Raw genomic sequence first — 22531 nt, forward strand, 5'->3', positions numbered from 1 at the left:
GGTACAATTTCGAACACAGGCGATGAATTTTTAACGTTTCTCGTCCAACTTTTGGGGGTCAGTCCAGCCATTGCTCCTGGCTTGGCCCTTCGGGTTCCCTCACTCCGGCGACGCTCCACCGGGCCGCGCCCTGATGTGGATTGAGGGTGGCGTCCATGCCCCATCGGCGCTGGCTCGGCGTCCTGCCTCGCTCCCCGGCTCCGCGTCGCCTGCGTTCGGCCTGCGCCCAAGTCGCGTTCGGCGGCGTCTGTGAGTCGTGCGTAAAAAGATCAAGATCAAGATCAAGATCAAGAGCTTTGCCTTGCGTGCTTTGCTTGATTTGCTTTTTTCCACGATGGTGCAGACGCCGCCGAACGCGACGTTGGCGCAGGCCGAGTGGAGGCGTTGCGCAGGGGGGAACGAGGCAGGAGCCGAGTTAGCGCCGCAGGCCATGGATGGCCGTTCGGCGCGACCCCCGGAGCAACGCCGGAGGGAGGGAACCCCGCAGGGGCCAAGCCCGGAGCAATGCCTTTGCCTACTTTGGGCGAAACCAAAGTAGGCCGGCCGTAAGGGCCGGAACCAGAAGGTCCAGCGCATGCGGTAACGGATATGCCCCCAGAGCCACGTCTCGCCACCTTAACGATATCTGCATTGCCGCCATTGCGGGCAAATGCGATCCCCATGTTTGCTGCGGGACAGCGCGGCGCCAGAGCGGCGGGTGGTCTCCTACAGGGGCGGGACACAGGAGACAAAAAAGGCCGCTCGAAGAGCGGCCTTTTTCGTAGCGGAATCGAGACTCAGAACTTCTCGATCTTCGCCTTGCTTTCCAGCTCTGCGCGGTAGGCAGCGAAGTCCTGCTGACCGGCACGCGACGCGAGGAAGCGGCGGTACTGGGTCTTCTCGGCATCGGTCGGCGCAGAGGCCTCGTTGACACCGTTCAGGCGCACGATCACGTAGCTGCCGTCGGCTGCGGTCACGCTGGCGAACTCCGGCTTGTCCTTGCCATCAGGCTTGGGCATGCGGAACAGCGTCTGCAGCACGGTCGGCTCGACGCCATCCTGGTTACGGGTGACCGCCTCCAGCGTTTTCCATGCCTGACCTTCCTGGCTGGCGGCCAACGGAATCTTGCCGTCACGCAGACCGGCCAGCAGCGCTTCGCCCTTGGCCTTCACCGCGGCACTGGCGTGTTCTTTGACCAGCTGCGTACGGATCGCCCCGGCAACCTGCTCCAGCGGCAGCTGCTGCGGTTGCAGATGCTCCTTGGAACGCACGACCACAACGGTTTCCGGGTCCAGTTCCAAGGTGTTGCTGTTAGAACCTTCTTCGAGGACTTCCGGGCTGAACGCCGCCTGGATGATCGCGCGGTTGGCAGTCAGGCCTTCGCCGCCTTCACGACCGAACGGCGCGGTGGTCTGGACTTTCAGGCCCAGGTCCTGTGCCGGCTGGGCCAGGTCGGACGATTCGAAAGCCGAGTCTTCCAGTTGCTTGGTCGCTTCCACGAACTTCTGCTCGACCTGCTGCGACTTGAGGTCGTTGGTCAGCTTGTCCTTCAGGCTGGCGAAAGTCGGCACCGACGGTGCCTCGACACCCAGCAGCTTGATCAGGTGGAAGCCGAAGCTGGTACGCACCGGTTGCGACACCTGATCCTTGTCCAGCGCATACAGCGCATCTTCGAACGCCGGGTCATAGACGCCCTTGCCCGCATAGCCCAGATCGCCGCCCTTGTTCGCCGAACCCGGGTCCTGCGAGAACTGTTTGGCCAATGCCGCGAAGTCTTCACCCTTGGCCAGACGCGCCTCGATTTCCTGAGCCTTGGCCTGAGCCTGGGCTTCATTCATCTTGTCGTTGACTTCGATCAGGATGTGGGCAGCGCGACGCTGCTCGGAAAGGTTGGCGATCTCCTGCTGGTAAGCAGCCTGCAGATCTTCATCCTTGACCTGAACCTTGTCGAAGAACGACGACTTCTTGAGCTCGACGTACTCCAGCACGACCTGCTCGGGGCTCATGAACTCCTTGGCATGCTCCTCATAGTGCGCCTTGATTTCATCGTCGGTCACTTTGACCGCGGCCGGATTGGCCGGCAGCGTCAGCGTAGCGAAGTCGCGGGTCTGCTTTTCCAGGCGGGCGAATGCGTCGACCTGCGCGTCGGTCACGAAGGCACTGCCCGCGACGCCCGCGCGAACCTGACCGATCAGCATTTCCTGGCCCAGCATCTGGCGGAACTGCATGCGACTGTAGCCCAGCTGACGGATCACCTGATCGAAGCGGTCGGCATTGAATTTGCCGTCGACCTGGAATTCAGGCGTCTGCAACAGTTGCTGGTCCAGCGCAGCATCGGAGAAACCGAACTTCGCATCGGCCGCGCCTTGCAGCAGCAGCTTGCGATCGATCAGCCCCTTCAGGGCCGATTCACGCAGCAGCTTCTCGTCGAGCATGGCGGGATCGAAGTCCTTGCCCAGCTGCTGGGACAACTGCTGCGCGAGCTGACGGCGCTGCATGTCCACGGCCTGGCTCAGCTCGTTCTGAGAGATGTCTTCACCGTTGACCTCGGCCGCGTTCTGCTTGTTGCTGCTCGCGGTGAACAGCGCTTCGATGCCGGTGAAGGCCATCAGCGCGATGATGATCCCGATGATTGTCTTGGCAATCCAGCCTTGTGAATTGTCCCTGATGTTCTGCAGCATTGCGTCCCCCAAAACGGTTGAACTGACTAACCAACCGCGGAGCGTGGGTAGAAAGCGGATAGAAGAAAGGCGCATCCGAGGATGCGCCTTCTCGTAACTGACGGAGCGGAAGGGCTCGATCCCTTCGACAACACGATATGCGTCGCTGCTCCGCGACCGGCCCGAACCTCGTCCGGCCCGGCGGGCAAAGGCTTGCGGAAGCTTAGTTTACGGCTTCTTTCAGAGCTTTACCGGCCTTGAAACCTGGTTTCTTGGCAGCAGCGATTTCCAGAGTCTTGCCGGTCTGCGGGTTGCGACCAACGCGAGCAGGACGATCGGTAACAGAGAACGTACCAAAGCCAACCAATACAACAGAGTCGCCAGCCTTCAGAGCGCCAGTGACGGATTCGATCACTGCGTCCAGCGCGCGGCCAGCAGCAGCTTTCGGGATATCAGCAGATGCAGCGATAGCATCAATCAGTTCCGACTTGTTCACTCTAAGTCCCCTTATCTCTATATTGAGTATGTTTCTAAGTTTTAGGTGTTAAGCAAAACGAGCGCTGGGAGGCTTGCAGGTGCTTGCTTGAAAGAGCCGCTTTATATCAAGGGCTCTAAAAAGCTGTCAAGGAAGCCTCACACAGACTTAATGCGTGCTAATTCTTTCCTTAGAGTCAGACTCGCGTTTTTCGTCCTTTGCAACCATATCGGGAGCTGCATCAGGCAAGGGCTCCGGGGCGTATTGCAGCGCAATTTGCAGGACTTCGTCAATCCATTTGACCGGTTTGATTTCAAGATCCTGCTTGATATTGTCCGGAATTTCTTTCAAATCACGAACGTTTTCATCCGGGATGATCACCGTCTTGATTCCGCCCCGATGCGCGGCGAGAAGTTTTTCCTTCAGACCGCCAATCGCCAATACCTGACCACGCAGGGTAATTTCCCCGGTCATCGCGACATCCGCGCGCACCGGAATCTGCGTCAAGGCCGATACCAGTGCCGTGCACATGCCGACACCTGCGCTCGGACCATCCTTGGGCGTCGCCCCTTCCGGCATGTGGATATGAGTGTCGCGCTTCTCGTGGAAATCCGGGCCGATGCCCAGGCTCTTGGCGCGGCTGCGCACCACTGTCTGCGCGGCGGTGATCGACTCAACCATCACGTCGCCTAGCGAGCCGGTCTTGATCAGGTTGCCTTTGCCCGGAACAACGGCCGCTTCGATGGTCAGCAACTCGCCGCCTACCTGGGTCCATGCGAGGCCGGTGACCTGACCGATCTGGTCCTGCTGCTCCGCCAGACCATAGCGGAATTTGCGCACGCCGAGGAAGTGTTCGAGCATGTCGGCCGTGACACGAATTGCAAAACGTTTTTCCAGCGCATGCTCTTTGACCGCCTTGCGGCAGACCTTGGCAATCTGCCGTTCCAGACCACGCACGCCCGCTTCTCGGGTGTAGTAGCGGATGATGTCGCGGATCGCCTCTTCGTCGAACTCGATCTCGCCCTTCTTCATGCCGTTGGCCTGAATCTGCTTGGGCGACAGGTACTTGACCGCGATGTTGATCTTTTCGGCTTCGGTATAGCCCGGCAGACGAATGACTTCCATACGATCGAGCAGCGCTGGCGGAATGTTCATCGAGTTGGACGTGCACAGGAACATGACGTCCGACAGGTCGTAGTCGACCTCCAGATAATGGTCGTTGAAATTGTGGTTCTGCTCGGGATCGAGCACCTCCAGCAACGCCGACGCCGGGTCGCCGCGCATGTCGCTGCCCATTTTGTCGATTTCATCGAGCAGGAACAGCGGGTTGCGGACGCCCACCTTGGTCATTTTCTGTATCAATCTTCCCGGCATCGAACCGATGTAGGTCCGACGGTGGCCGCGAATTTCCGCTTCGTCGCGAACGCCGCCGAGCGCCATGCGCACGAATTTGCGGTTGGTCGCGTTGGCGATCGACTCGGCCAGCGAGGTCTTGCCCACGCCTGGTGGTCCGACCAGGCACAGCACCGGGCCTCGAATCTTCTTCACACGCTTCTGCACGGCGAGATATTCAAGGATACGTTCCTTGACCTCGTCGAGCCCGTAATGGTCGGCATCCAGGATCGCTTCAGCGCGCGCCAGATCCAGACGCACCTTGCTTTGCGCCTTCCACGGCACCAGAACCAGCCAGTCGATGTAGGAGCGCACCACGGTCGCTTCGGCGGACATGGGCGACATCTGCTTGAGCTTGTTCAGCTCGGCGGTGGCCTTGGCCAGCGCGTCCTTCGGCAGGCCAGCGGCATCGATGCGCTTCTTCAGCTCTTCGATTTCGTTGTGGCCTTCGTCGCCGTCGCCCAGTTCTTTCTGAATGGCCTTCATCTGCTCATTCAGGTAGTACTCGCGCTGGCTGCGCTCCATCTGCTTCTTGACCCGGCCACGGATACGCTTCTCAACCTGTAGCAGGTCGATTTCCGCATCCAGCAGGGCCAGGACGTGTTCGACCCGCGACGGCAGATCGACGATTTCCAGGATGTCCTGCTTCTGCTCGATTTTCAGCGCCATGTGCGCCGCCATGGTGTCCACCAGACGACCAGGCTCATCGATGCTGTTCAGCGAGGACAGGACTTCAGCCGGGACCTTCTTGCCCAGCTGGACGTACTGCTCGAACTGCGCGAGCAGGCTACGCACGAAGACTTCGGATTCACGATCCGGAGCATCGACTTCATCGATCAGGGCAACTTCGGCACGGTAATGACCGTCGACTTCGATGAACCGCTCGACGGAGCCGCGCTGCTCGCCTTCGACCAGCACCTTGACAGTGCCATCGGGCAGCTTGAGCAGTTGCAGGACAGTGGCGACAGTGCCAACGCTGTACAGGGCCTTTTCGCCTGGATCATCGTCGGCGGGATTTCTCTGCGCGAGCAACAGGATCTGTTTGTCTCCCGTCATCGCCGCCTCAAGGGCTTCGATAGACTTCTCGCGCCCCACGAACAGCGGGATAACCATGTGCGGATAAACCACAACATCACGCAATGGCAAAAGAGGCAATTCGATGGTGGTCTTCATGATTTCGCCTCTACGGCGGCCAATCGGCCGTGGACAAATGGAAAATAGCTTGAAGCCAAGATGGGGGCAGTATTCGAAAAAAACAAGCCTTGACGTCCGGTCTCTTGAATAACTGTGCTGCAAAGCGATTCAGGTATCGTTTGCGAAATGCAAAAAGGGGCCCGTGGGCCCCCTTCTGTTTGTCCTGCACGGTAACACGGCGAACCGGTTACGCGTCGGGAGCGACTTTGGCAGGCGGCTCGCTGTTTTCATAGATCAACAGCGGCTTGGACGATCCATCGATCACGCTCTCGTCGATCACCACCTTGCTCACGTCGGTCTGCGACGGGATCTCGTACATGGTGTCGAGCAATACGCCTTCGAGGATGGAACGCAGGCCACGGGCACCGGTCTTGCGCTCCAGCGCGCGACGGGCAACCGACTTCAGCGCGTCAGTGCGGAACTCCAGGTCCACGCCTTCCATTTCGAACAGCTTGGCGTACTGCTTGGTCAGCGCGTTCTTCGGCTCGGTCAGAATCTGCATCAGGGCAGCTTCATCCAGCTCGTCCAGCGTTGCCAGTACCGGCAAGCGACCGACGAATTCAGGGATCAGACCGAACTTGACCAGATCGTCAGGCTCGACTTCACGCAGGGATTCGCCCACCTTCTTGCCCTCTTCCTTGCTGCGGACCTCGGCGTTGAAGCCGATGCCGCCGCGGGTCGAACGGTTCTGGATGACTTTTTCCAGCCCCGAGAACGCACCGCCGCAGATGAAGAGAATGTTACGTGTGTCCACCTGCAGGAATTCCTGCTGGGGATGCTTGCGACCACCTTGCGGCGGCACGGAAGCCACGGTTCCTTCGATGAGTTTCAGCAGCGCCTGCTGGACCCCTTCTCCGGACACGTCACGGGTGATCGAAGGGTTGTCGGATTTGCGCGAGATCTTGTCGATCTCATCAATGTAGACGATACCCATCTGGGCCTTGTCGACATCGTAATCACATTTCTGCAACAGCTTCTGAATAATGTTTTCCACGTCCTCACCCACGTAACCGGCTTCGGTCAGGGTGGTGGCGTCGGCGATGGTGAACGGCACATTGAGCAGGCGCGCCAGGGTTTCGGCGAGCAGGGTCTTGCCGGAGCCCGTAGGGCCTATCAGCAGGATGTTGCTCTTGCCGAGCTCAACTTCGTCGTTCTTCTTGTCGCGCTGATTCAAACGCTTGTAGTGGTTGTACACCGCTACTGCGAGAACCTTCTTGGCACGCTCCTGACCAATGACGTACTGATCAAGGATGCCGCTGATTTCTTTGGGCGAAGGCAATTTATGCGCACTGCTTTCGGCCTGGGCTTCCTGCACCTCCTCGCGGATGATGTCATTGCACAGGTCGACGCACTCGTCGCAGATAAAGACCGAGGGGCCGGCAATCAATTTGCGCACTTCATGCTGGCTTTTGCCACAGAAGGAGCAATAGAGCAGTTTGCCGTTGTCCTCGCCGTTGCGGGTGTCAGTCATTCGATCGATCCAAATCCGATAGGCTTGCGACACAAGATGAAGGCTATCGCGGGCTTTTTCAAGTCCGCGGGCGGCAGCTTATGCCGTCGCCCACATTTTTGTGCCGCTTAAGCAGGCATCTGACGCTTGTTGATCACCGAGTCGATGAGGCCGTATTCCGCCGCACGCTCAGCGCTCATGAAATTGTCACGCTCGGTATCGCGCTCGATGGTTTCGAGGCTCTGACCGGTGTGATGCGCCAGCAAAGAGTTGAGGCGGTGACGAATATGCAGGATTTCCTTGGCATGGATGTCGATATCCGACGCCTGCCCCTGGAAACCGCCCAACGGCTGGTGAATCATCATCCGCGAGTTCGGCAGGCAGTGACGCTTGCCTTCCGCGCCGCCAGCCAGCAGGAACGCGCCCATGCTGCAGGCCTGGCCGATACAGATGGTGGACACGTCCGGCTTGATGAACTGCATGGTGTCGTAGATCGACATGCCGGCAGTGACCGAGCCGCCTGGGGAGTTGATGTAGAGATGGATATCCTTGTCCGGGTTTTCCGCTTCCAGGAACAGCAATTGCGCCGCAATGAGGTTGGCCATGTAGTCTTCGACCGGCCCGACCATGAAGATCACACGCTCCTTGAGCAGGCGCGAGTAGATGTCATAGGCGCGCTCGCCACGGGCGGACTGCTCGATAACCATCGGGACCAGGCCGCCGGCGGCCTGGATGTCAGAGTTCTGCTGAATATAAGAATTGCGGGACATGTCCTGCATTCACTCCCAAATAGTCGAGTCTTGAATACGCACAAGCCAGCGCGAACGCTGGCTTGTGGGTGTTTTCGAACGAAAGGAGAAATCAGTCGGCTTTTGGAGCTTCCACCGGCTTGACCGCTTCTTCGTAGGAGACCGATTTGTCGGTCACGCTAGCTTTCTGCAAAACAGTATCTACAACTTGCTCTTCGAGCACAACCGAACGCACTTCGTTCATTTGCTGCTCGTTCTTGTAGTACCAGGCCACGACCTGCTCTGGCTCCTGGTAGGCCGAAGCCATTTCCTGGATCAGATCGCGAACGCGAGCGTCATCCGGCTTGAGTTCGAACTGCTTGACCACTTCGGCAACGATCAGGCCCAGCTCGACGCGGCGCTTGGCCTGTTCTTCGAACAGCTCGGCCGGCAGCTGGTCAGGCTTGATGTTGCCGCCGAACTGCTGAACAGCCTGGACGCGCAGACGGTTGACTTCGTTTTCCAGCAGCGCCTTCGGCACTTCGATCGGGTTGGCAGCCAGCAGACCGTCCATGACCTGGTTCTTGGTCTTGGTCTTGATGGCCTGACGCAGCTCGCGCTCCATGTTCTTGCGAACTTCGGCGCGGAAGCCGTCTACGCCGGATTCGTTGATGCCGAACTGCTTGAAGAATTCTTCGTTCAGCTCAGGCAGCTTGGGCTCGGCAACGGTGTTGACGGTGACGGTGAACTCGGCGGCCTTGCCGGCCAGCTCCAGGTTCTGGTAGTCCTCGGGGAAGGTCACGTTCAGAACGCGCTCTTCACCGGCCTTGGCGCCGACCAGACCCGATTCGAAACCAGGGATCATGCGGCCCGAACCCAGAACCAGCTGGGTGCCGGTGGCGGAACCGCCGGCGAAGGCTTCGCCGTCGACCTTGCCCACGAAGTCGATGTTGACCTGATCGTCGTTCTGCGCGGCACGGTCGGTTTCTTCGAAACGAACGTTCTGCTTGCGCAGTACTTCGAGCATGTTGTCCACGTCGCTTTCGGCGACTTCAGCGGACAGACGCTCAACGGAGATGGATTCGAAACCTGCAACGGTGAACTCAGGGAACACTTCGAAGGTGGCGACGTATTCCAGATCCTTGCCCTTCTCGAAGGACTTTGGCTCTACGGAGGGTGCGCCAGCCGGGTTCAGCTTCTGCTCGACGACGGCCTCGTAGAAAGTCGCCTGGATCAGATCGCCCAGCGCTTCCTGACGCGCGCCGTCTTCATAACGCTGGCGGATCACGCTCATAGGCACCTTGCCTGGGCGGAAGCCCGGGATCTTGGCTTTACGCGCGGTCTGCTGCAGACGCTTGTTGACTTCAGTCTCGATGCGTTCGGCGGGCACGCCAATGGTCATGCGGCGCTCAAGAGCGGAAGTGTTTTCAACAGAAACTTGCATGGATATTCCTCGTTGCACAGACGTTAGCCGGCCGTTTTCCGACCCCAGAATCAAGGGCATGCATTCTAGTGGGTCGAACTCAAGAAGTCACCCTACTGAAAAAGGGCACGTTAAGAGGATGGAACCGGGACGCGAGCCCCGATGAGCCAAGTGCGGTTCGAGGTGTCTGGCACGGCTGTATATAAGGAAGCATCCGCGCCGGACCACGACCAGCTCCATCCACGTAGCACGCCCCGCTCGACTGCCGACCGAAGGCCGACCAGCCTGGCGGGACGATGAAAAACCAATACCGTGAAACAAAAAAAGCCGCACTAGGCGGCTTTTCTGCATAGCGGAAGTATTCTTTCGCTACTTGTATCTTGGTGCGGAAGGAGAGACTCGAACTCTCACGCCTTGCGGCGCTGGAACCTAAATCCAGTGTGTCTACCAATTCCACCACTTCCGCGTCACAAGCTTTTTAAAGCAAAGGCGCCAGATCATGAACCTGGCGCCTTTCTGAATATGGGGTGGACGATGGGGATCGAACCCACGACAACAGGAGTCACAATCCTGTGCTCTACCAACTGAGCTACGCCCACCATATTGCATTGCAACGTTTACATCTACTTGCTGTGCCAAAGCTGCCTTGAGTGGCGCACCCGGCAGGACTCGAACCTGCGACCATCCGCTTAGAAGGCGGATGCTCTATCCAGCTGAGCTACGGGCACTTATATAATCTGCTTTCAAACGATCACAAATTAAAAGGCTTTCAATCACACCGAGCCGATTTGCAACTCTGCCTGACCTAATCAACCAGTGCTAGCTTAACCAGTGCTGGGCTCTGCCCGGCAAGTGCGACGAATCTTATAGACGACCCCGAAGGTCGTCAACTCTTTTTTGAAAAAAATTCAGGCAGATAAAGGAGTTAGCTGTTTATGCGGGCCAAGCGCCTTTGCCCTCGCCTCAGGTCATGCGAGAATGCGCGCTCACTTTATTTCCTCTCGATGGTTAATTACGCGTCATGACTGCACAACTTATCGACGGCAAAGCGATCGCCGCCAGCCTGCGCCAGCAGATCGCCCGACGTGTCGCCGAACGTCGCGAGCAAGGCCTGCGCACGCCGGGCCTCGCGGTGATTCTGGTGGGCAGCGACCCCGCCTCTCAGGTCTACGTTTCTCACAAGCGCAAGGACTGCGAGGAAGTCGGCTTCATTTCCGAAGCCCATGACCTGCCGGCCGAGACCAGCCAGGCCGAGCTGACCGCCCTGATCGACCGCCTGAACGACGACGCCGGGATCGATGGCATCCTGCTGCAGTTGCCGTTGCCGGCACACCTGGACGCGTCGCTGCTGCTGGAGCGCATTCGCCCCGACAAGGACGTGGACGGTTTCCACCCTTATAACGTCGGTCGTCTGGCACAGCGCATTCCTCTGCTGCGGCCGTGCACGCCCAAGGGCATCATGACCCTGCTGGAAAGTACCGGCGCCGACCTGTACGGCATGGACGCAGTGGTGGTAGGCGCGTCCAACATCGTAGGCCGCCCCATGGCGATGGAGCTGCTGCTGGCTGGCTGCACCGTCACAGTGACCCATCGTTTCACCAAAGACCTGGCCGGTCACGTCGGTCGCGCGGACCTGGTCGTGGTCGCGGCCGGCAAACCCGGTCTGGTCAAGGGCGAGTGGATCAAACCAGGCGCCATCGTCATCGACGTAGGCATCAACCGCCAGGACGACGGCAAGCTGGTCGGTGACGTGGTGTACGAAACCGCACTGCCGCGCGCCGGCTGGATCACGCCGGTACCCGGTGGCGTCGGCCCAATGACCCGCGCCTGCCTGCTGGAGAACACGCTGTACGCGGCGGAAACCCTGCACGGCTGATCCCTGCTGCTGCGCACATGAAAACGGCACCCTCGGGTGCCGTTTTGCGTCATGGCCTTGCGTTATTTGCGTGCCGCCTCCCAGCTTTTGAGCAGTTCGGCATAGCCCACGGTTTCGCCCTTGGGTTTTTCGTTGGCCAGTTTGCGCTGCGGCGCGGCCCAGCCATCGGCGGTGGCTTCGCCCTTCTTGTACCACTCCTCCGCCGTGGTTTCAGGATTGAGCTTGGGCGCGCAACCGCTCTTCTCCTGCGCCTTGGAGCGCTCCAGCCGCATCAGGATCGCATCCTGATCCTTCGCCAGCCCGTCCAGCGCCTGCTGCGCGGTCTTCTCGCCGGTTACCGCTTCCGCGACGTGACTCCACCAGAGCTGAGCCAGCTTCGGATAGTCAGGCACGTTGGTGCCGGTCGGCGACCATTGCACCCGCGCCGGACTGCGGTAGAACTCCACCAGACCGCCCAGCTTGGGCGCCAGCTCGGTCATTTCCTTGGAATTGATATCCGACTCGCGAATCGGCGTCAGGCCGACGATGGTCTTTTTCAGCGACACGGTCTTGGATGTCACGAACTGCGCGTACAGCCAGGCCGCCAGGCGCTGTTTCTCCGGCGTTGAGTAGAGGAAGGTCCACGACCCCACATCCTGATAGCCGAGTTTCATGCCGTCTTTCCAGTACGGGCCCTTGGGCGACGGTGCCATCCGCCATTTCGGTGTGCCGTCGCCGTTCATGACCGGCAGGCCCGGCTTGGTCATGTCGGCAGTAAACGCGGTGTACCAGAAAATCTGCTGCGCCACGTTGCCTTGGGATGGCACCGGACCAGACTCGGAGAAGGTCATGCCCGCCGCTTCCGGTGGCGCGTAGGCCTTGAGCCAGTCGATGTATTTCTGGGTCGCGAACACGGCCGCAGGACCGTTGGTGTCGCCGCCACGGGTGATGCTCGAACCCACCGGATGACAATTCTCGGCGCGGATGCCCCACTCGTCCACCGGCAACCCATTGGGCAGCCCCTTGTCGCCACCGCCCGCCATGGAGAACCAGGCATCGGTGAAGCGCCAGCCCAGCGACGGGTCTTTCTTGCCGTAGTCCATGTGACCATAAACACGCTTGCCGTCGATTTCCTTGACGTCCTCACTGAAGAACTTCGCTATGTCTTCGTAGGCCGACCAGTTCACCGGCACGCCCAGCTCGTAACCGTACTTCGCCTTGAATTTCTCCTTGAGATCGGCACGCTCGAACCAGTCGGCGCGGAACCAGTAGAGGTTGGCGAACTGCTGGTCAGGCAGTTGATAGACCTTGCCATCGGGCGCCGTGGTGAAGGACAGGCCGATGAAGTCCTTGAGGTCAAGCGTCGGCGACGTGACCTTCTTGCCGCTCTCGCTTTCCATCAGTTCGGTCAGCGATTGCGCCTTGCCGTAGCGGAAGTGAGTACCGATAAGGTCGGAATCGTTCACCCAGCCGTCGTAGATATTCTTGTCCGACTGCATCTGGGTCTGGATCTTCTCGATCACATCGCCCTCCTGCACCAGGTCATGGGTAAGCTTGATCCCGGTGATTTCGGAGAATGCCTTCGCCAGCGTCTTGGACTCGTACTCGTGGGTGGTCAGCGTTTCGGACACCACCTTGATGTTCATGCCCCGGAACGGCTCGGCGGCCTTGATGAACCATTGCAGTTCGGCCATCTGCTGCTCGGGGCTCAGAGTCGAAGGCTTGAACTCCGCGTCGATCCATTTTTTCGCGGCGTCCTGATAGGCATCCGCCCACGCCGTCACGCTCAACCCACTGCATGCCAGCATCGATGCCAGCGCCACGCTATGTCTCAGCTTGTTGTTTTTGTAGAACATAGACACCTCCAGATGATTGTTACGTCGCCCTTTCCTATCCTTTCGTATCCCGTCCGGCAGGCCTTGCATGCCGCCGGCTACCCCCAACGCATCACCACCAGCAGCCAGACCAGCGACACCAGCGAGGCGATCCAGAGATTCCAGTCGGTCAGGCCGATGACCAGCAAATGCAGGTAAGCGCTGACCAACAGCCCGATGAACAGACGATCGCCGCGGGTCGTGGCGATCGGCAGAAAGCCGCGCCGCTCGACACACGCAGCGCTCAGTTCCCAGATCGTCATGCCGGCCAGCAACAGCGCCACCGCACCGAAGAAGCCCGCCGTGATCGGCGTCCACGCCATCCATTCCATCTTGCGCCCTCCTCAGACACGACCAAGAGCGAAGCCCTTGACCACATGGTTGCGAACGAACCAGATCACCAGCATCCCGGGCAGGATGGTCAGCACGCCCGCAGCCGCCAGTACGCCCCAGTCGATGCCCGACGCCGACACCGTCCGGGTCATCACCGCCGCGATGGGCTTGGCGTTGACCGACGTCAGAGTGCGCGCCAGCAGCAACTCGACCCAGGAGAACATGAAGCAGAAAAAAGCCGTGACGCCGATGCCCGAACCAATCAGCGGCACGAAAATCTTCACGAAAAACCGTGGAAAGCTATACCCGTCGATATAGGCCGTCTCGTCGATCTCTTTCGGCACACCGGACATGAAGCCTTCCAGAATCCACACCGCCAGGGGCACGTTGAACAGGCAGTGCGCCAGCGCCACGGCGATGTGGGTGTCGAACAGCCCGATGGACGAATACAGCTGGAAAAACGGCAGCAGGAACACCGCCGGCGGCGCCATTCGGTTGGTCAGCAGCCAGAAGAACAGGTGCTTGTCGCCCAGGAAACGATAGCGGGAGAACGCATAGGCTGCAGGCAGCGCCACGGCCAGCGAAATCACCGTATTGAGACACACGTAGTACAGCGAGTTGATGTAGCCGCTGTACCAGCTCGGGTCGGTGAAGATCACCCGGTAGTTGGCCAGGGTGAAGTTTTCCGGCCACAGGGTCAGACTGCCGAGAATCTCGGTGTTGCTCTTGAACGACATGTTCAGCAGCCAGTAGATCGGCACCAGCAGAAACAGAATGTAGAGCAGCAGCGGGATCGCCTTGCGTGCGTTCATGGTCGATCCTCACTTGTTTTCGTTATGGGTCATGGCGGTGTAGAACAGCCATGACACCAGCAGGATGATCAGGAAGTAGACCAGCGAGAAAGCTGCCGCCGGCCCCAGGTCGAATTGCCCGACCGCCATCTGGGTCAGTGTCTGGCTGAGGAACGTGGTCGCGTTGCCCGGCCCGCCCCCGGTCAGGACGAAAGGCTCGGTGTAGATCATGAAGCTGTCCATGAAGCGCAGCATCACGGCGATCAGCAACACGCTTTTCATCTTCGGCAACTGGATATGCCGGAACACGGCCCAGGCCGAAGCCCGGTCGATGCGCGCCGCCTGGTAATAGACGTCGGGGATCGCCCGCAGCCCGGAATAGCACAGCAGCGCCACCAGCGATGTCCAGTGCCACACGTCCATCACCAATACGGTCACCCAGGCATCCATGGTGTTGGCCGCGTAGTTGTAGCTGATGCCCAGACTGTTGAGCGCCCAGCCCAAGAGCCCAATGTCGGCCCGCCCGAAGATCTGCCAGATGGTGCCCACCACGTTCCAGGGAATCAGCAAGGGCAAGGTCATGATGATCAGGCACAGCGACGACCAGCGACCTTTGGTCGGCATGGTCAGGGCAATCGCAATCCCCAGCGGAATCTCGATCAGCAGCACGCAGCCGGAGTAGATGAACTGGCGCAGCAGCGAGTCATGCAGGCGCGGGTCCTGCAGCACCTGGCGGTACCAGTCGGCACCGACGAAATAACGGTTGGACTGGTCGAAGATGTCCTGCACCGAATAATTGACCACCGTCATCATCGGCACAATGGCGCTGAACGCCACCAGCAGGAACACCGGCAGCACCAGCCACCAGGCCTTGTTGTTCTGGACCTTGTTCATGCTTCACCTCCTTCATGTCCCGGTTCGAGCAGGAAGTCGTCGGCATAGACCATCAGCCACTGGCCGGGGAAGCTGATCCAGGCCTGATCCTTCGGCACCGGCTTGTCTTCGGGCAGCCGTACCTTGAGCGGCTGTCCGGCCAGTGAAAGCGTCAGGATCTTGTAGGTGCCAAGATCTTCGACGTGGGTGACATCGGCGCGCATGGCCTCTTCGTAAGGGCCGTCCCAGACGTGCACGAACTCCGGACGAATGCCGATCTTGAGGCTCTGGCATGGCGTGCGGGCAATAAGCTGGCGCATCACGCTGGACAGCGGCACCTGCACCTCGCCAAACCCGACGCCATCGCCCTGCGGCTTGACCTCGATCAGGTTCATGCCGGGGCTGCCGATGAAATAGCCGACAAAGGTGTGCCGGGGCTTTTCGAACAGCTCGCGCGGTGTGCCGAACTGCACGATCTGCCCGCCATACATAACCGCGATCTTGTCGGCGAAGGTCGAGGCCTCCAGCTGGTCGTGGGTGACGTAGACCATGGTGATATTGAACTGCTCATGGATCTGCTTGAGCTTGCGGCGCAGCTTCCACTTCAGATGCGGGTCGATCACCGTCAACGGCTCGTCGAACAGGATGGCCGACACGTCATCGCGAACCAGCCCCCGGCCCATGGACACTTTCTGCTTTTCGTCCGCAGTCAGATTGCGGGCTTTTTTAGTCAGCAGATGCTGCAGATCCAGCACCTCGGCGATTTCCTGAACCTTGGCGCGAATCCGCCCTTCGTCCATGCCCTGGTTGCGCAGGGGAAAGGCCAGGTTGTCGAAAACCGTCATGGTGTCGTAGACCACCGGGAACTGAAAAACCTGCGCAATGTTGCGCCGCTCCGGGCTCAGCTCGTTGACCACTCGGGCATCGAACAGCACCTGGCCTTGAGAAGGGTTCAACAGGCCGGAAATGATATTGAGCAGGGTCGACTTGCCGCACCCCGAAGGCCCCAGCAATGCATAGGCGCCGCCCTGCTCCCAGACGTGGCTCATCTCCCGGATGGCGTAATCGTCCGGTCCGGGATTGGCGCTGTAACTGTGGGCCAGGTTCTGTAAACGGATCTCGGCCATCAGGCGACCCTCGCGATGCGTACGCCGGGCGCCTGGATCAGCCTTCCCGACAAGTCGAAGACAAACAGTTTGTGGGTCGGGATATACACCCGGATCGCCGCATCGACGTCGTAGCCGTGAACACCGGGCAAGTGCAGCACCAGCGAAAACAATTCGTTGCGCACGTGCAGAAAGGTTTCCGAGCCGCTGATCTCCGCCAGCTCGACCGTAACCGCCAGTTCCAGGTCATCGTCGTTGGAGGGCAGCAGACTGATATGGCTGGGCCGCACGCCGAAACGGTAATCCCCATCGCCGACGGCACGCAGATCGGCATTGAGGCGAAAGTGCACGAAGTTGGCGAAGCTGACTTCATTGCCGTCGATACGCCCCGGTATCAAGTTGATCGGCGGCTCGGAAAACAGCTCGGCCGCCAGCACAGTGGCCGGACGGTGATAGACCTCCGCGGTCTTGCCGCTCTGAACCACCCGGCCTTCATGCAGGACGGTGGTCGTGCCGCCCAGCGCCAGCGCTTCGTTGGGCTCGGTGGTGGCATAGACGGCGATGGTATGCCGTGCCGCGAACAGCGTGCGCATCTCCTGGCGCAGTTCTTCGCGCAGCTTGTAATCCAGGTTGACCAGCGGCTCGTCGAACAAAATCAGCTCGGCATCCTTGACCAGCGCGCGCGCCATCGCCGTGCGCTGTTGCTGGCCCCCGGAAAGCTCCAGCGGATACCGCTGCAGGAATTTTTCGATCCGCAGCATCCTGGCCGTTTCCTGCACACGGCTGTGGATCTGTTCCTTGTCCATGCCGGCCTGACGCAGCGGCGAGGCGATATTCTCGAAGACCGTCATGCTCGGATAGTTGATGAACTGCTGGTAGACCATCGAGACGTTGCGCAGCCGGACCGGGCGCTGAGTGACGTCCACGCCGTTCATCAGCACCCGACCGCTGTCGGGCTTGTCGAGTCCCGCCATCAGCCGCATCAGGCTGGTCTTGCCGGACAGCGTCCGGCCCAGCAGAACATTGAAAGAGCCGGGTTCGAAGCTCAGGGAGGCGTCGTCGATCCAGGTTTGGCCGTCGACCGTACGGCTGACGTGTTCCAGCGTTAGAGACATGGCGTGCCCTTTGTCATTTTTATTCGGGTTGCTCGCCATGGCTGTTAGCGACAAACGTGCCAATTCATTGCGCCTTTCCACAACCCTTGGGCCAGAGCGGCGCGCGCGGCTCAGGCAGAGGGCGCACCTTCACAGCTGAACAAAAATGAACAACAAACGCTGCACACTTGAACACTCTGAACATTGACTTTGAACAATTGTGAACGACACTCAATGGGCGTTTGCGGGCAGGGATGGCTACGCATTCGAGACTTAAAACAATAACAACATGTCACTCCGGGCATCCTTATGGCACCTTCCAGCGCTTCGCTCGCTCACGACCTTCTCATTCGGGACTCCTGGACTCGCTGCCGCGATTTCGGCCTGAATCATCAGAGTCCGCCCTCCTTCGGCCACCTGCCAGGCGCGGAGGTGTCGCAACTGCTGGAGCGCCATCAGGCGCTGGTGCAGACCACCCACCAGCAAGTCCTGCCGTATTACGAAAACATACTCAGCAATTCCAACTGCCTGATCCTGCTGGCCGACCAGCAGGGCCAACTGCTCAAATCCTGGGGCGCTCAGCGCTTTGTCGACCCCGCGCAGACCGCGGGTTTCACGGCCGGCGCCAACTGGAACGAACGGGGAACCGGGACCAACGCCATCGGCACCGCGCTTGCCTGCGAGCAGGCGATCCATATCGAGCCCGACGAGCATTTCCTCAAGGCCAACCGGTTCATGACCGGCTCGGCCTCGCCTATCTTCGACGCCGGGCGCAGGCTGATCGCGGTGCTGGACGTGTCCAGCGACAGCTTCCTGCCGCCCTCCCATACCCTGGGCATGGTCAAGATGATGAGCCAGTCGGTGGAGAACCGGCTGATCCTCGATCAGTTCGGCGACAGTCATTTCCAGCTGGTTTTCAACACCGGGCTGAACAATCTCGACAGCCAGTGGGCGGGGCTGCTGCTTTTCGATGAAAGCGGCCACATCCACTGCGCCAATCGGCGGGCGGACAATCTGCTGGGCGTCAGTCCCTGCGCAAGCAATATCGAACTGCTGTTTCGCTGCCCGCTCCCGCACTTGCTCAACGAAGCGGAAGGCAGGCCCTTCGCGCTTCATGCCCAAGGCAACAACCGGTTCCAGTGCCTGCTCAAACGCCCGCGCCGCAAAGCGCCGACCGGACCCGCGCTACAGCGGACGGCCCGGCCTTCGAACGATGCATTCGCGGACATCGACCTGGGCGATCCGCAGGTCGCCAAGGCCGTGCTTCAGGCGCGTCGCCTGGTGGAAAAGGACATTCCATTGCTGATTCACGGGGAAACCGGGGTCGGCAAGGATGTCTTCGTCAAGGCACTGCATCGATCCAGCTCACGCGCCGGCCAGCCGCTGATCGCGGTCAACTGCGCCGCCATTCCGGGAGAGCTGGTTGAATCGGAGCTGTTCGGCTATGCCCGAGGCGCCTTCACCGGCGCCCATCAGAAAGGCAGTATCGGGCTGATCCGCAAAGCCGATGGCGGTACGCTGTTTCTCGACGAGATCGGCGACATGCCCCTGCCAGTGCAGGCCCGGCTGCTCCGGGTACTTCAGGAGCGCTGCGTGCAACCGCTAGGCAGCAGCGAGCAGTATCCGGTCGATATCCGGGTGGTTTCCGCGACCAATCGCTGCCTGCGCGAAGAGGTTCGCGCCGGGCGCTTTCGTCAGGATCTTTACTACCGCGTCAGCGGCCTGAACGTCGAGCTACCACCGCTGCGGGATCGTACCGACAAGGTTGCGCTGATTCGACGTCTGCATGAGCGCCACAAGGATGCTCAGCAGCGTGGCGGCTTTCTGCCGGAGGTGATGGCGTTGTTCACCCGGCACCCGTGGCCGGGTAATCTGCGCCAGCTCAACAGCGTGATCCAGGTAGCCCTGGCGCTGGCGGACGACCAGCCGGTTGGTATTGAACATATGCCGGAGGATTTTCTGCTGGATTTACCAGAGCGTGATATTCATCTCGCGTCGGTGACTGCGATTCATCCGGAAAGCGAGGATCTGAGTAGATTGCTACAGGCGGCAGGCGGGAATATCTCGCAACTGGCAAAGCGGCTCGGGGTGAGCCGCAATACCTTGTACAAGCGGTTGCGGGAGCAGCAGAGACCCTGAGTATCGCCAGCAAGCTGGCTCCTACGACCAGTAACCTGTAGGAGCCAGCTTGCTGGCGATAGGCAGGAAATCAATCCGCCAACCGCCAGGTCGTGCCGCCCTTGCCGTCTTCCAGCACGACACCCATGGCCGTTATCCGGTCACGGATGCGGTCCGACTCCGCCCAGTCTTTGGCGGCGCGGGCCGCGAGACGGGCCTGAATCAAGGCTTCGACCTCGGCGGCGTCCACACGCCCATCGGCGCCGGCGCGCAGGAACTCGTCGGCTTGGAGCTGCAACACGCCCAGCACGCTTGCCAACTGCTTCAAGCGCGCCGCGAGACCCGCTGCAGCCAGCGGATCAGACTCGCGCAGCCGGTTGATTTCCCGCACCATCTCGAACAGCACTGCGCAGGCTTCCGGCGTGCCGAAGTCGTCGTCCATCGCGGCTGTGAAACGCTCGACGAACGCCTCGCCACCCGCCGGCTCGACGTCCGGCAGGCCTTTGAGCGCATGATAGAAACGCTCCAGCGCCGCCTTAGATTCGCGCAGGCTGTCCTCGGAGTAATTGATCGCGCTGCGATAGTGGCTGGACACCAGCAGATAACGCACCACTTCCGGATGATATTTTTCCAGCACGTCGCGGATGGTGAAGAAGTTGTTCAAGGACTTGGACATCTTCTCGCCATTGATGCGGATCATGCCGCAATGCATCCAGGCGTTGGCGTAGGTCTTGCCGGTGGCCGCCTCGCTCTGGGCGATCTCGTTCTCGTGATGCGGGAACTCCAGGTCGCTGCCGCCGCCATGGATGTCGAAGGTTTCGCCCAGGCAGCAGGTGGACATCACCGAGCATTCGATATGCCAGCCCGGACGGCCCGGACCCCACGGCGATTCCCAGCTCGGCTCGCCCGGCTTGACGCCTTTCCAGAGTACGAAATCCAGCGGGTCGTCCTTGGACTCGTCCACTTCGATCCGCGCGCCGATGCGCAGGTCTTCGATCTTCTTGCGCGACAGCTTGCCGTAGCCCATGAACTTGCCGACGCGGTAATACACGTCGCCGTTGCCCGGCGCGTAGGCGTAGCCCTTGTCGATCAGGGTCTGGATCATCGCGTGCATGCCGGCGATATGGTCGGTCGCGCGCGGTTCCATGTCCGGCTTGAGGATATTCAGCCGGGCCTCGTCTTCGTGCATGGCATCGATCATGCGCGCGGTCAGGGCGTCGAACGACTCGCCGTTGTCGCGGGCACGATTGATGATCTTGTCGTCGATGTCAGTGATGTTGCGCACGTACGTCAGGTCATACCCGCTGAAACGCAGCCAGCGAGTCACCAGGTCGAACGCCACCATGCTGCGGCCGTGGCCCAGGTGGCAGTAGTCGTACACGGTCATGCCGCAGACATACATGCGCACCTTGTTGCCATCCAGCGGCTTGAAGACTTCTTTGCTCTTGGTGAGCGTGTTGTAGATCGAAAGCACGTGCGCCCCTTAAGTCCACGAATCGCGCAATGTCACGGTGCGGTTGAACACCGGACGACCGGGTTTGCTGTCCTTGATGTCCGCGCAGAAATAACCTTCGCGCTCGAACTGGAAACGGTCTTCCGGCTGCGCCTGGGCCAGCGACGGCTCGGCGCGGCAACCGGTCAGCACTTGCAGCGAGTCCGGGTTGATGTTTTCCAGGAAGCTGGCGCCGTCAGCGGCCTTGTCCGGCGTCGCGGAACGGAACAGACGATCGTACAGACGCACTTCGCACTCGACGCTGGCTTCAGCCGGTACCCAGTGGATCACGCCCTTGACCTTGCGGCCTTCCGGGTTCTTGCCCAGGGTGTCCGGGTCGTAGGAGCAGCGCAGTTCGACGATATTGCCATCGGCGTCTTTGATCGCCTCGTCGGCACGGATCACATAGCTGCCGCGCAGACGCACTTCGCCGTTCGGCTCCAGACGCTTGTAGCCCTTGGGCGGCTCTTCCATGTAATCGTCGCGGTCGATGTACAGCTCGCGAGCGAACGGCAGTTCGCGCACGCCCAGGTCTTCCTTCGGATGACGGGGCAGCTCCAGTTTCTCGACCTGGCCTTCCGGATAGTTGGTGATCACCACCTTGAGCGGACGCAGCACGCACATGGCACGCGGCGCGTTGCGGTCCAGATCGTCACGGATGCTGAACTCGAGCATGCCGAAGTCGACCACGCCGTCGGAACGGTTGGTGCCGACCATTTCGCAGAAGTTGCGGATTGATGCCGGGGTGTAGCCACGACGGCGGAAACCGGACAGGGTCGACATGCGCGGATCGTCCCAACCGCTGACGTGCTTCTCGTCGACCAGTTGTTTCAGCTTGCGCTTGCTGGTCACGGTATAGCTCAGGTTCAGTCGCGAGAACTCGTACTGACGCGGCTTGCACGGCACCGGCAGGTTGTCCAGGAACCAGTCATAGAGCGGACGATGGCCTTCGAATTCCAGGGTGCAGATCGAATGGGTAATGCCTTCGATGGCGTCCGACTGACCGTGGGTGAAGTCATAGTTGGGGTAGATGCACCACTTGTCGCTGGTCTGGTGGTGATGCGCGTGGCGGATGCGGTACAGGATCGGATCGCGCATGTTCATGTTCGGCGAGGCCATGTCGATCTTCGCGCGCAGCACGCGAGCGCCGTCCTCGAACTCACCGGCCTTCATGCGGGCGAACAGGTCCAGGTTTTCCTCGACGCCCCGGTCGCGGAACGGGCTGTTCTTGCCCGGCTCGGTGAGCGTGCCGCGGTATTCGCGAGCCTGCTCGGGCGTCAGGTCGTCGACATACGCCTTGCCGGCCTTGATCAGCTCCACCGCCCAGTCGTGCAACTGGTCGAAATACTGCGAGGCGTAGCGCACTTCGCCGGCCCACTCGAAGCCCAGCCACTTGACATCGCTCATGATGGCGTCGATGTATTCCTGGTCTTCCTTGGCCGGGTTGGTGTCGTCGAAGCGCAGGTGCGTGGCGCCGCCGAACTCCTTGGCCAGCCCGAAGTTCACGCAGATCGATTTGGCATGACCGATGTGCAGGTAGCCGTTGGGCTCCGGCGGAAAGCGGGTCACGATCCTGGCATGCTTGCCCGAATCCAGGTCAGCCTGCACGATCGGGCGCAGGAAGTTGGTAGGGACGACAGGGCCTGCCTTTGAATTCGCAGCGGGTTCTGGAGTGGGCTTGCTCATAGGATCCT

At 60.3% G+C, this 22531-nt stretch carries 16 protein-coding genes and 3 tRNA genes; 2 read left to right on the forward strand and 17 right to left on the reverse strand.

All coding sequences use genetic code 11. The annotated features are described in order from the left end of the window. Positions 1-776: 776 nt before the first annotated feature. From TRP66_RS05325 to TRP66_RS05365, 9 genes are all read right to left on the reverse strand, one after another. A complete protein-coding gene (locus TRP66_RS05325; protein WP_333400339.1) occupies positions 777-2660 on the reverse strand; it encodes a SurA N-terminal domain-containing protein in 1884 nt (627 codons plus the stop codon). A gap of 202 nt (positions 2661-2862) precedes the next feature. After that, positions 2863-3135, reverse strand: a complete 273-nt coding sequence (locus tag TRP66_RS05330; RefSeq protein ID WP_096822334.1) for an HU family DNA-binding protein — start codon at positions 3133-3135, stop codon at positions 2863-2865. Positions 3136-3282: 147 nt separating this feature from the next. Further along, complete coding sequence (gene lon / locus TRP66_RS05335) at positions 3283-5679, reverse strand: endopeptidase La (RefSeq protein WP_333400340.1); 2397 nt, start codon at positions 5677-5679, stop codon at positions 3283-3285. 208 nt (positions 5680-5887) lie between these two features. Then, positions 5888-7171, reverse strand: a complete 1284-nt coding sequence (gene clpX, locus TRP66_RS05340) for an ATP-dependent Clp protease ATP-binding subunit ClpX (RefSeq protein WP_333400341.1) — start codon at positions 7169-7171, stop codon at positions 5888-5890. A 107-nt stretch (positions 7172-7278) separates the two neighbouring features. After that, complete coding sequence (clpP, locus tag TRP66_RS05345; protein ID WP_002552734.1) at positions 7279-7920, reverse strand: ATP-dependent Clp endopeptidase proteolytic subunit ClpP; 642 nt, start codon at positions 7918-7920, stop codon at positions 7279-7281. 91 nt (positions 7921-8011) lie between these two features. Further along, positions 8012-9322, reverse strand: a complete 1311-nt coding sequence (tig, locus tag TRP66_RS05350; protein ID WP_333400342.1) for a trigger factor — start codon at positions 9320-9322, stop codon at positions 8012-8014. Positions 9323-9682: 360 nt separating this feature from the next. Then, a tRNA-Leu gene (locus TRP66_RS05355) sits at positions 9683-9767 on the reverse strand. Between the two features lie 57 nt (positions 9768-9824). Further along, positions 9825-9900, reverse strand: a tRNA-His gene (locus TRP66_RS05360). Positions 9901-9952: 52 nt separating this feature from the next. Then, positions 9953-10029: transfer RNA gene (locus TRP66_RS05365), tRNA-Arg, on the reverse strand. Positions 10030-10322: 293 nt separating this feature from the next. Between TRP66_RS05365 and folD the strand changes: the two genes are divergently transcribed. Continuing rightward, positions 10323-11177 carry a bifunctional methylenetetrahydrofolate dehydrogenase/methenyltetrahydrofolate cyclohydrolase FolD gene (gene folD, locus TRP66_RS05370; RefSeq protein ID WP_333400343.1) on the forward strand — a complete coding sequence of 285 codons (855 nt, stop codon included), beginning with the start codon at positions 10323-10325 and terminating at the stop codon, positions 11175-11177. Between the two features lie 62 nt (positions 11178-11239). On the opposite strand, the gene TRP66_RS05375 is transcribed toward folD, so the two are convergent. From TRP66_RS05375 to TRP66_RS05400, 6 genes are all read right to left on the reverse strand, one after another. Beyond that, the gene (locus TRP66_RS05375; protein WP_333400344.1) at positions 11240-13012 is read right to left on the reverse strand and encodes an ABC transporter substrate-binding protein; all 1773 of its coding nucleotides are present in this window, start codon (positions 13010-13012) and stop codon (positions 11240-11242) included. A gap of 77 nt (positions 13013-13089) precedes the next feature. Continuing rightward, positions 13090-13362, reverse strand: a complete 273-nt coding sequence (locus TRP66_RS05380) for a DUF2160 domain-containing protein (protein WP_333400345.1) — start codon at positions 13360-13362, stop codon at positions 13090-13092. Between the two features lie 12 nt (positions 13363-13374). After that, complete coding sequence (locus TRP66_RS05385) at positions 13375-14175, reverse strand: carbohydrate ABC transporter permease (RefSeq protein ID WP_333400346.1); 801 nt, start codon at positions 14173-14175, stop codon at positions 13375-13377. 9 nt (positions 14176-14184) lie between these two features. Continuing rightward, positions 14185-15048 (reverse strand): carbohydrate ABC transporter permease, encoded by an 864-nt coding sequence (locus tag TRP66_RS05390; RefSeq protein WP_333400347.1) that lies wholly within the window; start codon positions 15046-15048, stop codon positions 14185-14187. Continuing rightward, positions 15045-16154 carry an ABC transporter ATP-binding protein gene (locus TRP66_RS05395; protein ID WP_333400348.1) on the reverse strand — a complete coding sequence of 370 codons (1110 nt, stop codon included), beginning with the start codon at positions 16152-16154 and terminating at the stop codon, positions 15045-15047. Before TRP66_RS05395 ends, TRP66_RS05390 begins: the two co-directional genes overlap by 4 nt. Beyond that, positions 16154-17248 (reverse strand): ABC transporter ATP-binding protein, encoded by a 1095-nt coding sequence (locus tag TRP66_RS05400; protein ID WP_333400349.1) that lies wholly within the window; start codon positions 17246-17248, stop codon positions 16154-16156. Before TRP66_RS05400 ends, TRP66_RS05395 begins: the two co-directional genes overlap by 1 nt. A gap of 288 nt (positions 17249-17536) precedes the next feature. On the opposite strand from TRP66_RS05400, the gene TRP66_RS05405 reads away from it, so the two are divergent. After that, positions 17537-19366 (forward strand): sigma-54-dependent Fis family transcriptional regulator, encoded by a 1830-nt coding sequence (locus TRP66_RS05405; RefSeq protein ID WP_333400350.1) that lies wholly within the window; start codon positions 17537-17539, stop codon positions 19364-19366. 70 nt (positions 19367-19436) lie between these two features. On the opposite strand, the gene cysS is transcribed toward TRP66_RS05405, so the two are convergent. Both cysS and TRP66_RS05415 read right to left on the reverse strand, forming a co-directional pair. Next, positions 19437-20819: a cysteine--tRNA ligase gene (cysS, locus tag TRP66_RS05410; RefSeq protein WP_333400351.1), complete on the reverse strand. Its 1383-nt coding sequence runs from the start codon at positions 20817-20819 to the stop codon at positions 19437-19439. A 9-nt stretch (positions 20820-20828) separates the two neighbouring features. Beyond that, positions 20829-22523: a glutamine--tRNA ligase/YqeY domain fusion protein gene (locus tag TRP66_RS05415; protein ID WP_333400352.1), complete on the reverse strand. Its 1695-nt coding sequence runs from the start codon at positions 22521-22523 to the stop codon at positions 20829-20831. Between the last annotated feature and the right edge of the window lie 8 nt (positions 22524-22531).

It is taken from the genome of Pseudomonas sp. JDS28PS106, from assembly GCF_036706555.1.
In the GTDB taxonomy this organism is placed as follows: Bacteria; Pseudomonadota; Gammaproteobacteria; order Pseudomonadales; family Pseudomonadaceae; genus Aquipseudomonas.

Bases quoted from the DNA above. Each gene is read 5' to 3' on its own strand.
- TRP66_RS05325 (WP_333400339.1), bottom strand. From the start codon at position 2,660: ATGCTGCAGAACATCAGGGACAATTCACAAGGCTGGATTGCCAAGACA.
- lon (WP_333400340.1), bottom strand. From the start codon at position 5,679: ATGAAGACCACCATCGAATTGCCTCTTTTGCCATTGCGTGATGTTGTG.
- clpX (WP_333400341.1), bottom strand. From the start codon at position 7,171: ATGACTGACACCCGCAACGGCGAGGACAACGGCAAACTGCTCTATTGC.
- clpP (WP_002552734.1), bottom strand. From the start codon at position 7,920: ATGTCCCGCAATTCTTATATTCAGCAGAACTCTGACATCCAGGCCGCC.
- tig (WP_333400342.1), bottom strand. From the start codon at position 9,322: ATGCAAGTTTCTGTTGAAAACACTTCCGCTCTTGAGCGCCGCATGACC.
- folD (WP_333400343.1), top strand. From the start codon at position 10,323: ATGACTGCACAACTTATCGACGGCAAAGCGATCGCCGCCAGCCTGCGC.
- TRP66_RS05375 (WP_333400344.1), bottom strand. From the start codon at position 13,012: ATGTTCTACAAAAACAACAAGCTGAGACATAGCGTGGCGCTGGCATCG.
- TRP66_RS05380 (WP_333400345.1), bottom strand. From the start codon at position 13,362: ATGGAATGGATGGCGTGGACGCCGATCACGGCGGGCTTCTTCGGTGCG.
- TRP66_RS05385 (WP_333400346.1), bottom strand. From the start codon at position 14,175: ATGAACGCACGCAAGGCGATCCCGCTGCTGCTCTACATTCTGTTTCTG.
- TRP66_RS05390 (WP_333400347.1), bottom strand. From the start codon at position 15,048: ATGAACAAGGTCCAGAACAACAAGGCCTGGTGGCTGGTGCTGCCGGTG.
- TRP66_RS05395 (WP_333400348.1), bottom strand. From the start codon at position 16,154: ATGGCCGAGATCCGTTTACAGAACCTGGCCCACAGTTACAGCGCCAAT.
- TRP66_RS05400 (WP_333400349.1), bottom strand. From the start codon at position 17,248: ATGTCTCTAACGCTGGAACACGTCAGCCGTACGGTCGACGGCCAAACC.
- TRP66_RS05405 (WP_333400350.1), top strand. From the start codon at position 17,537: ATGGCACCTTCCAGCGCTTCGCTCGCTCACGACCTTCTCATTCGGGAC.
- TRP66_RS05415 (WP_333400352.1), bottom strand. From the start codon at position 22,523: ATGAGCAAGCCCACTCCAGAACCCGCTGCGAATTCAAAGGCAGGCCCT.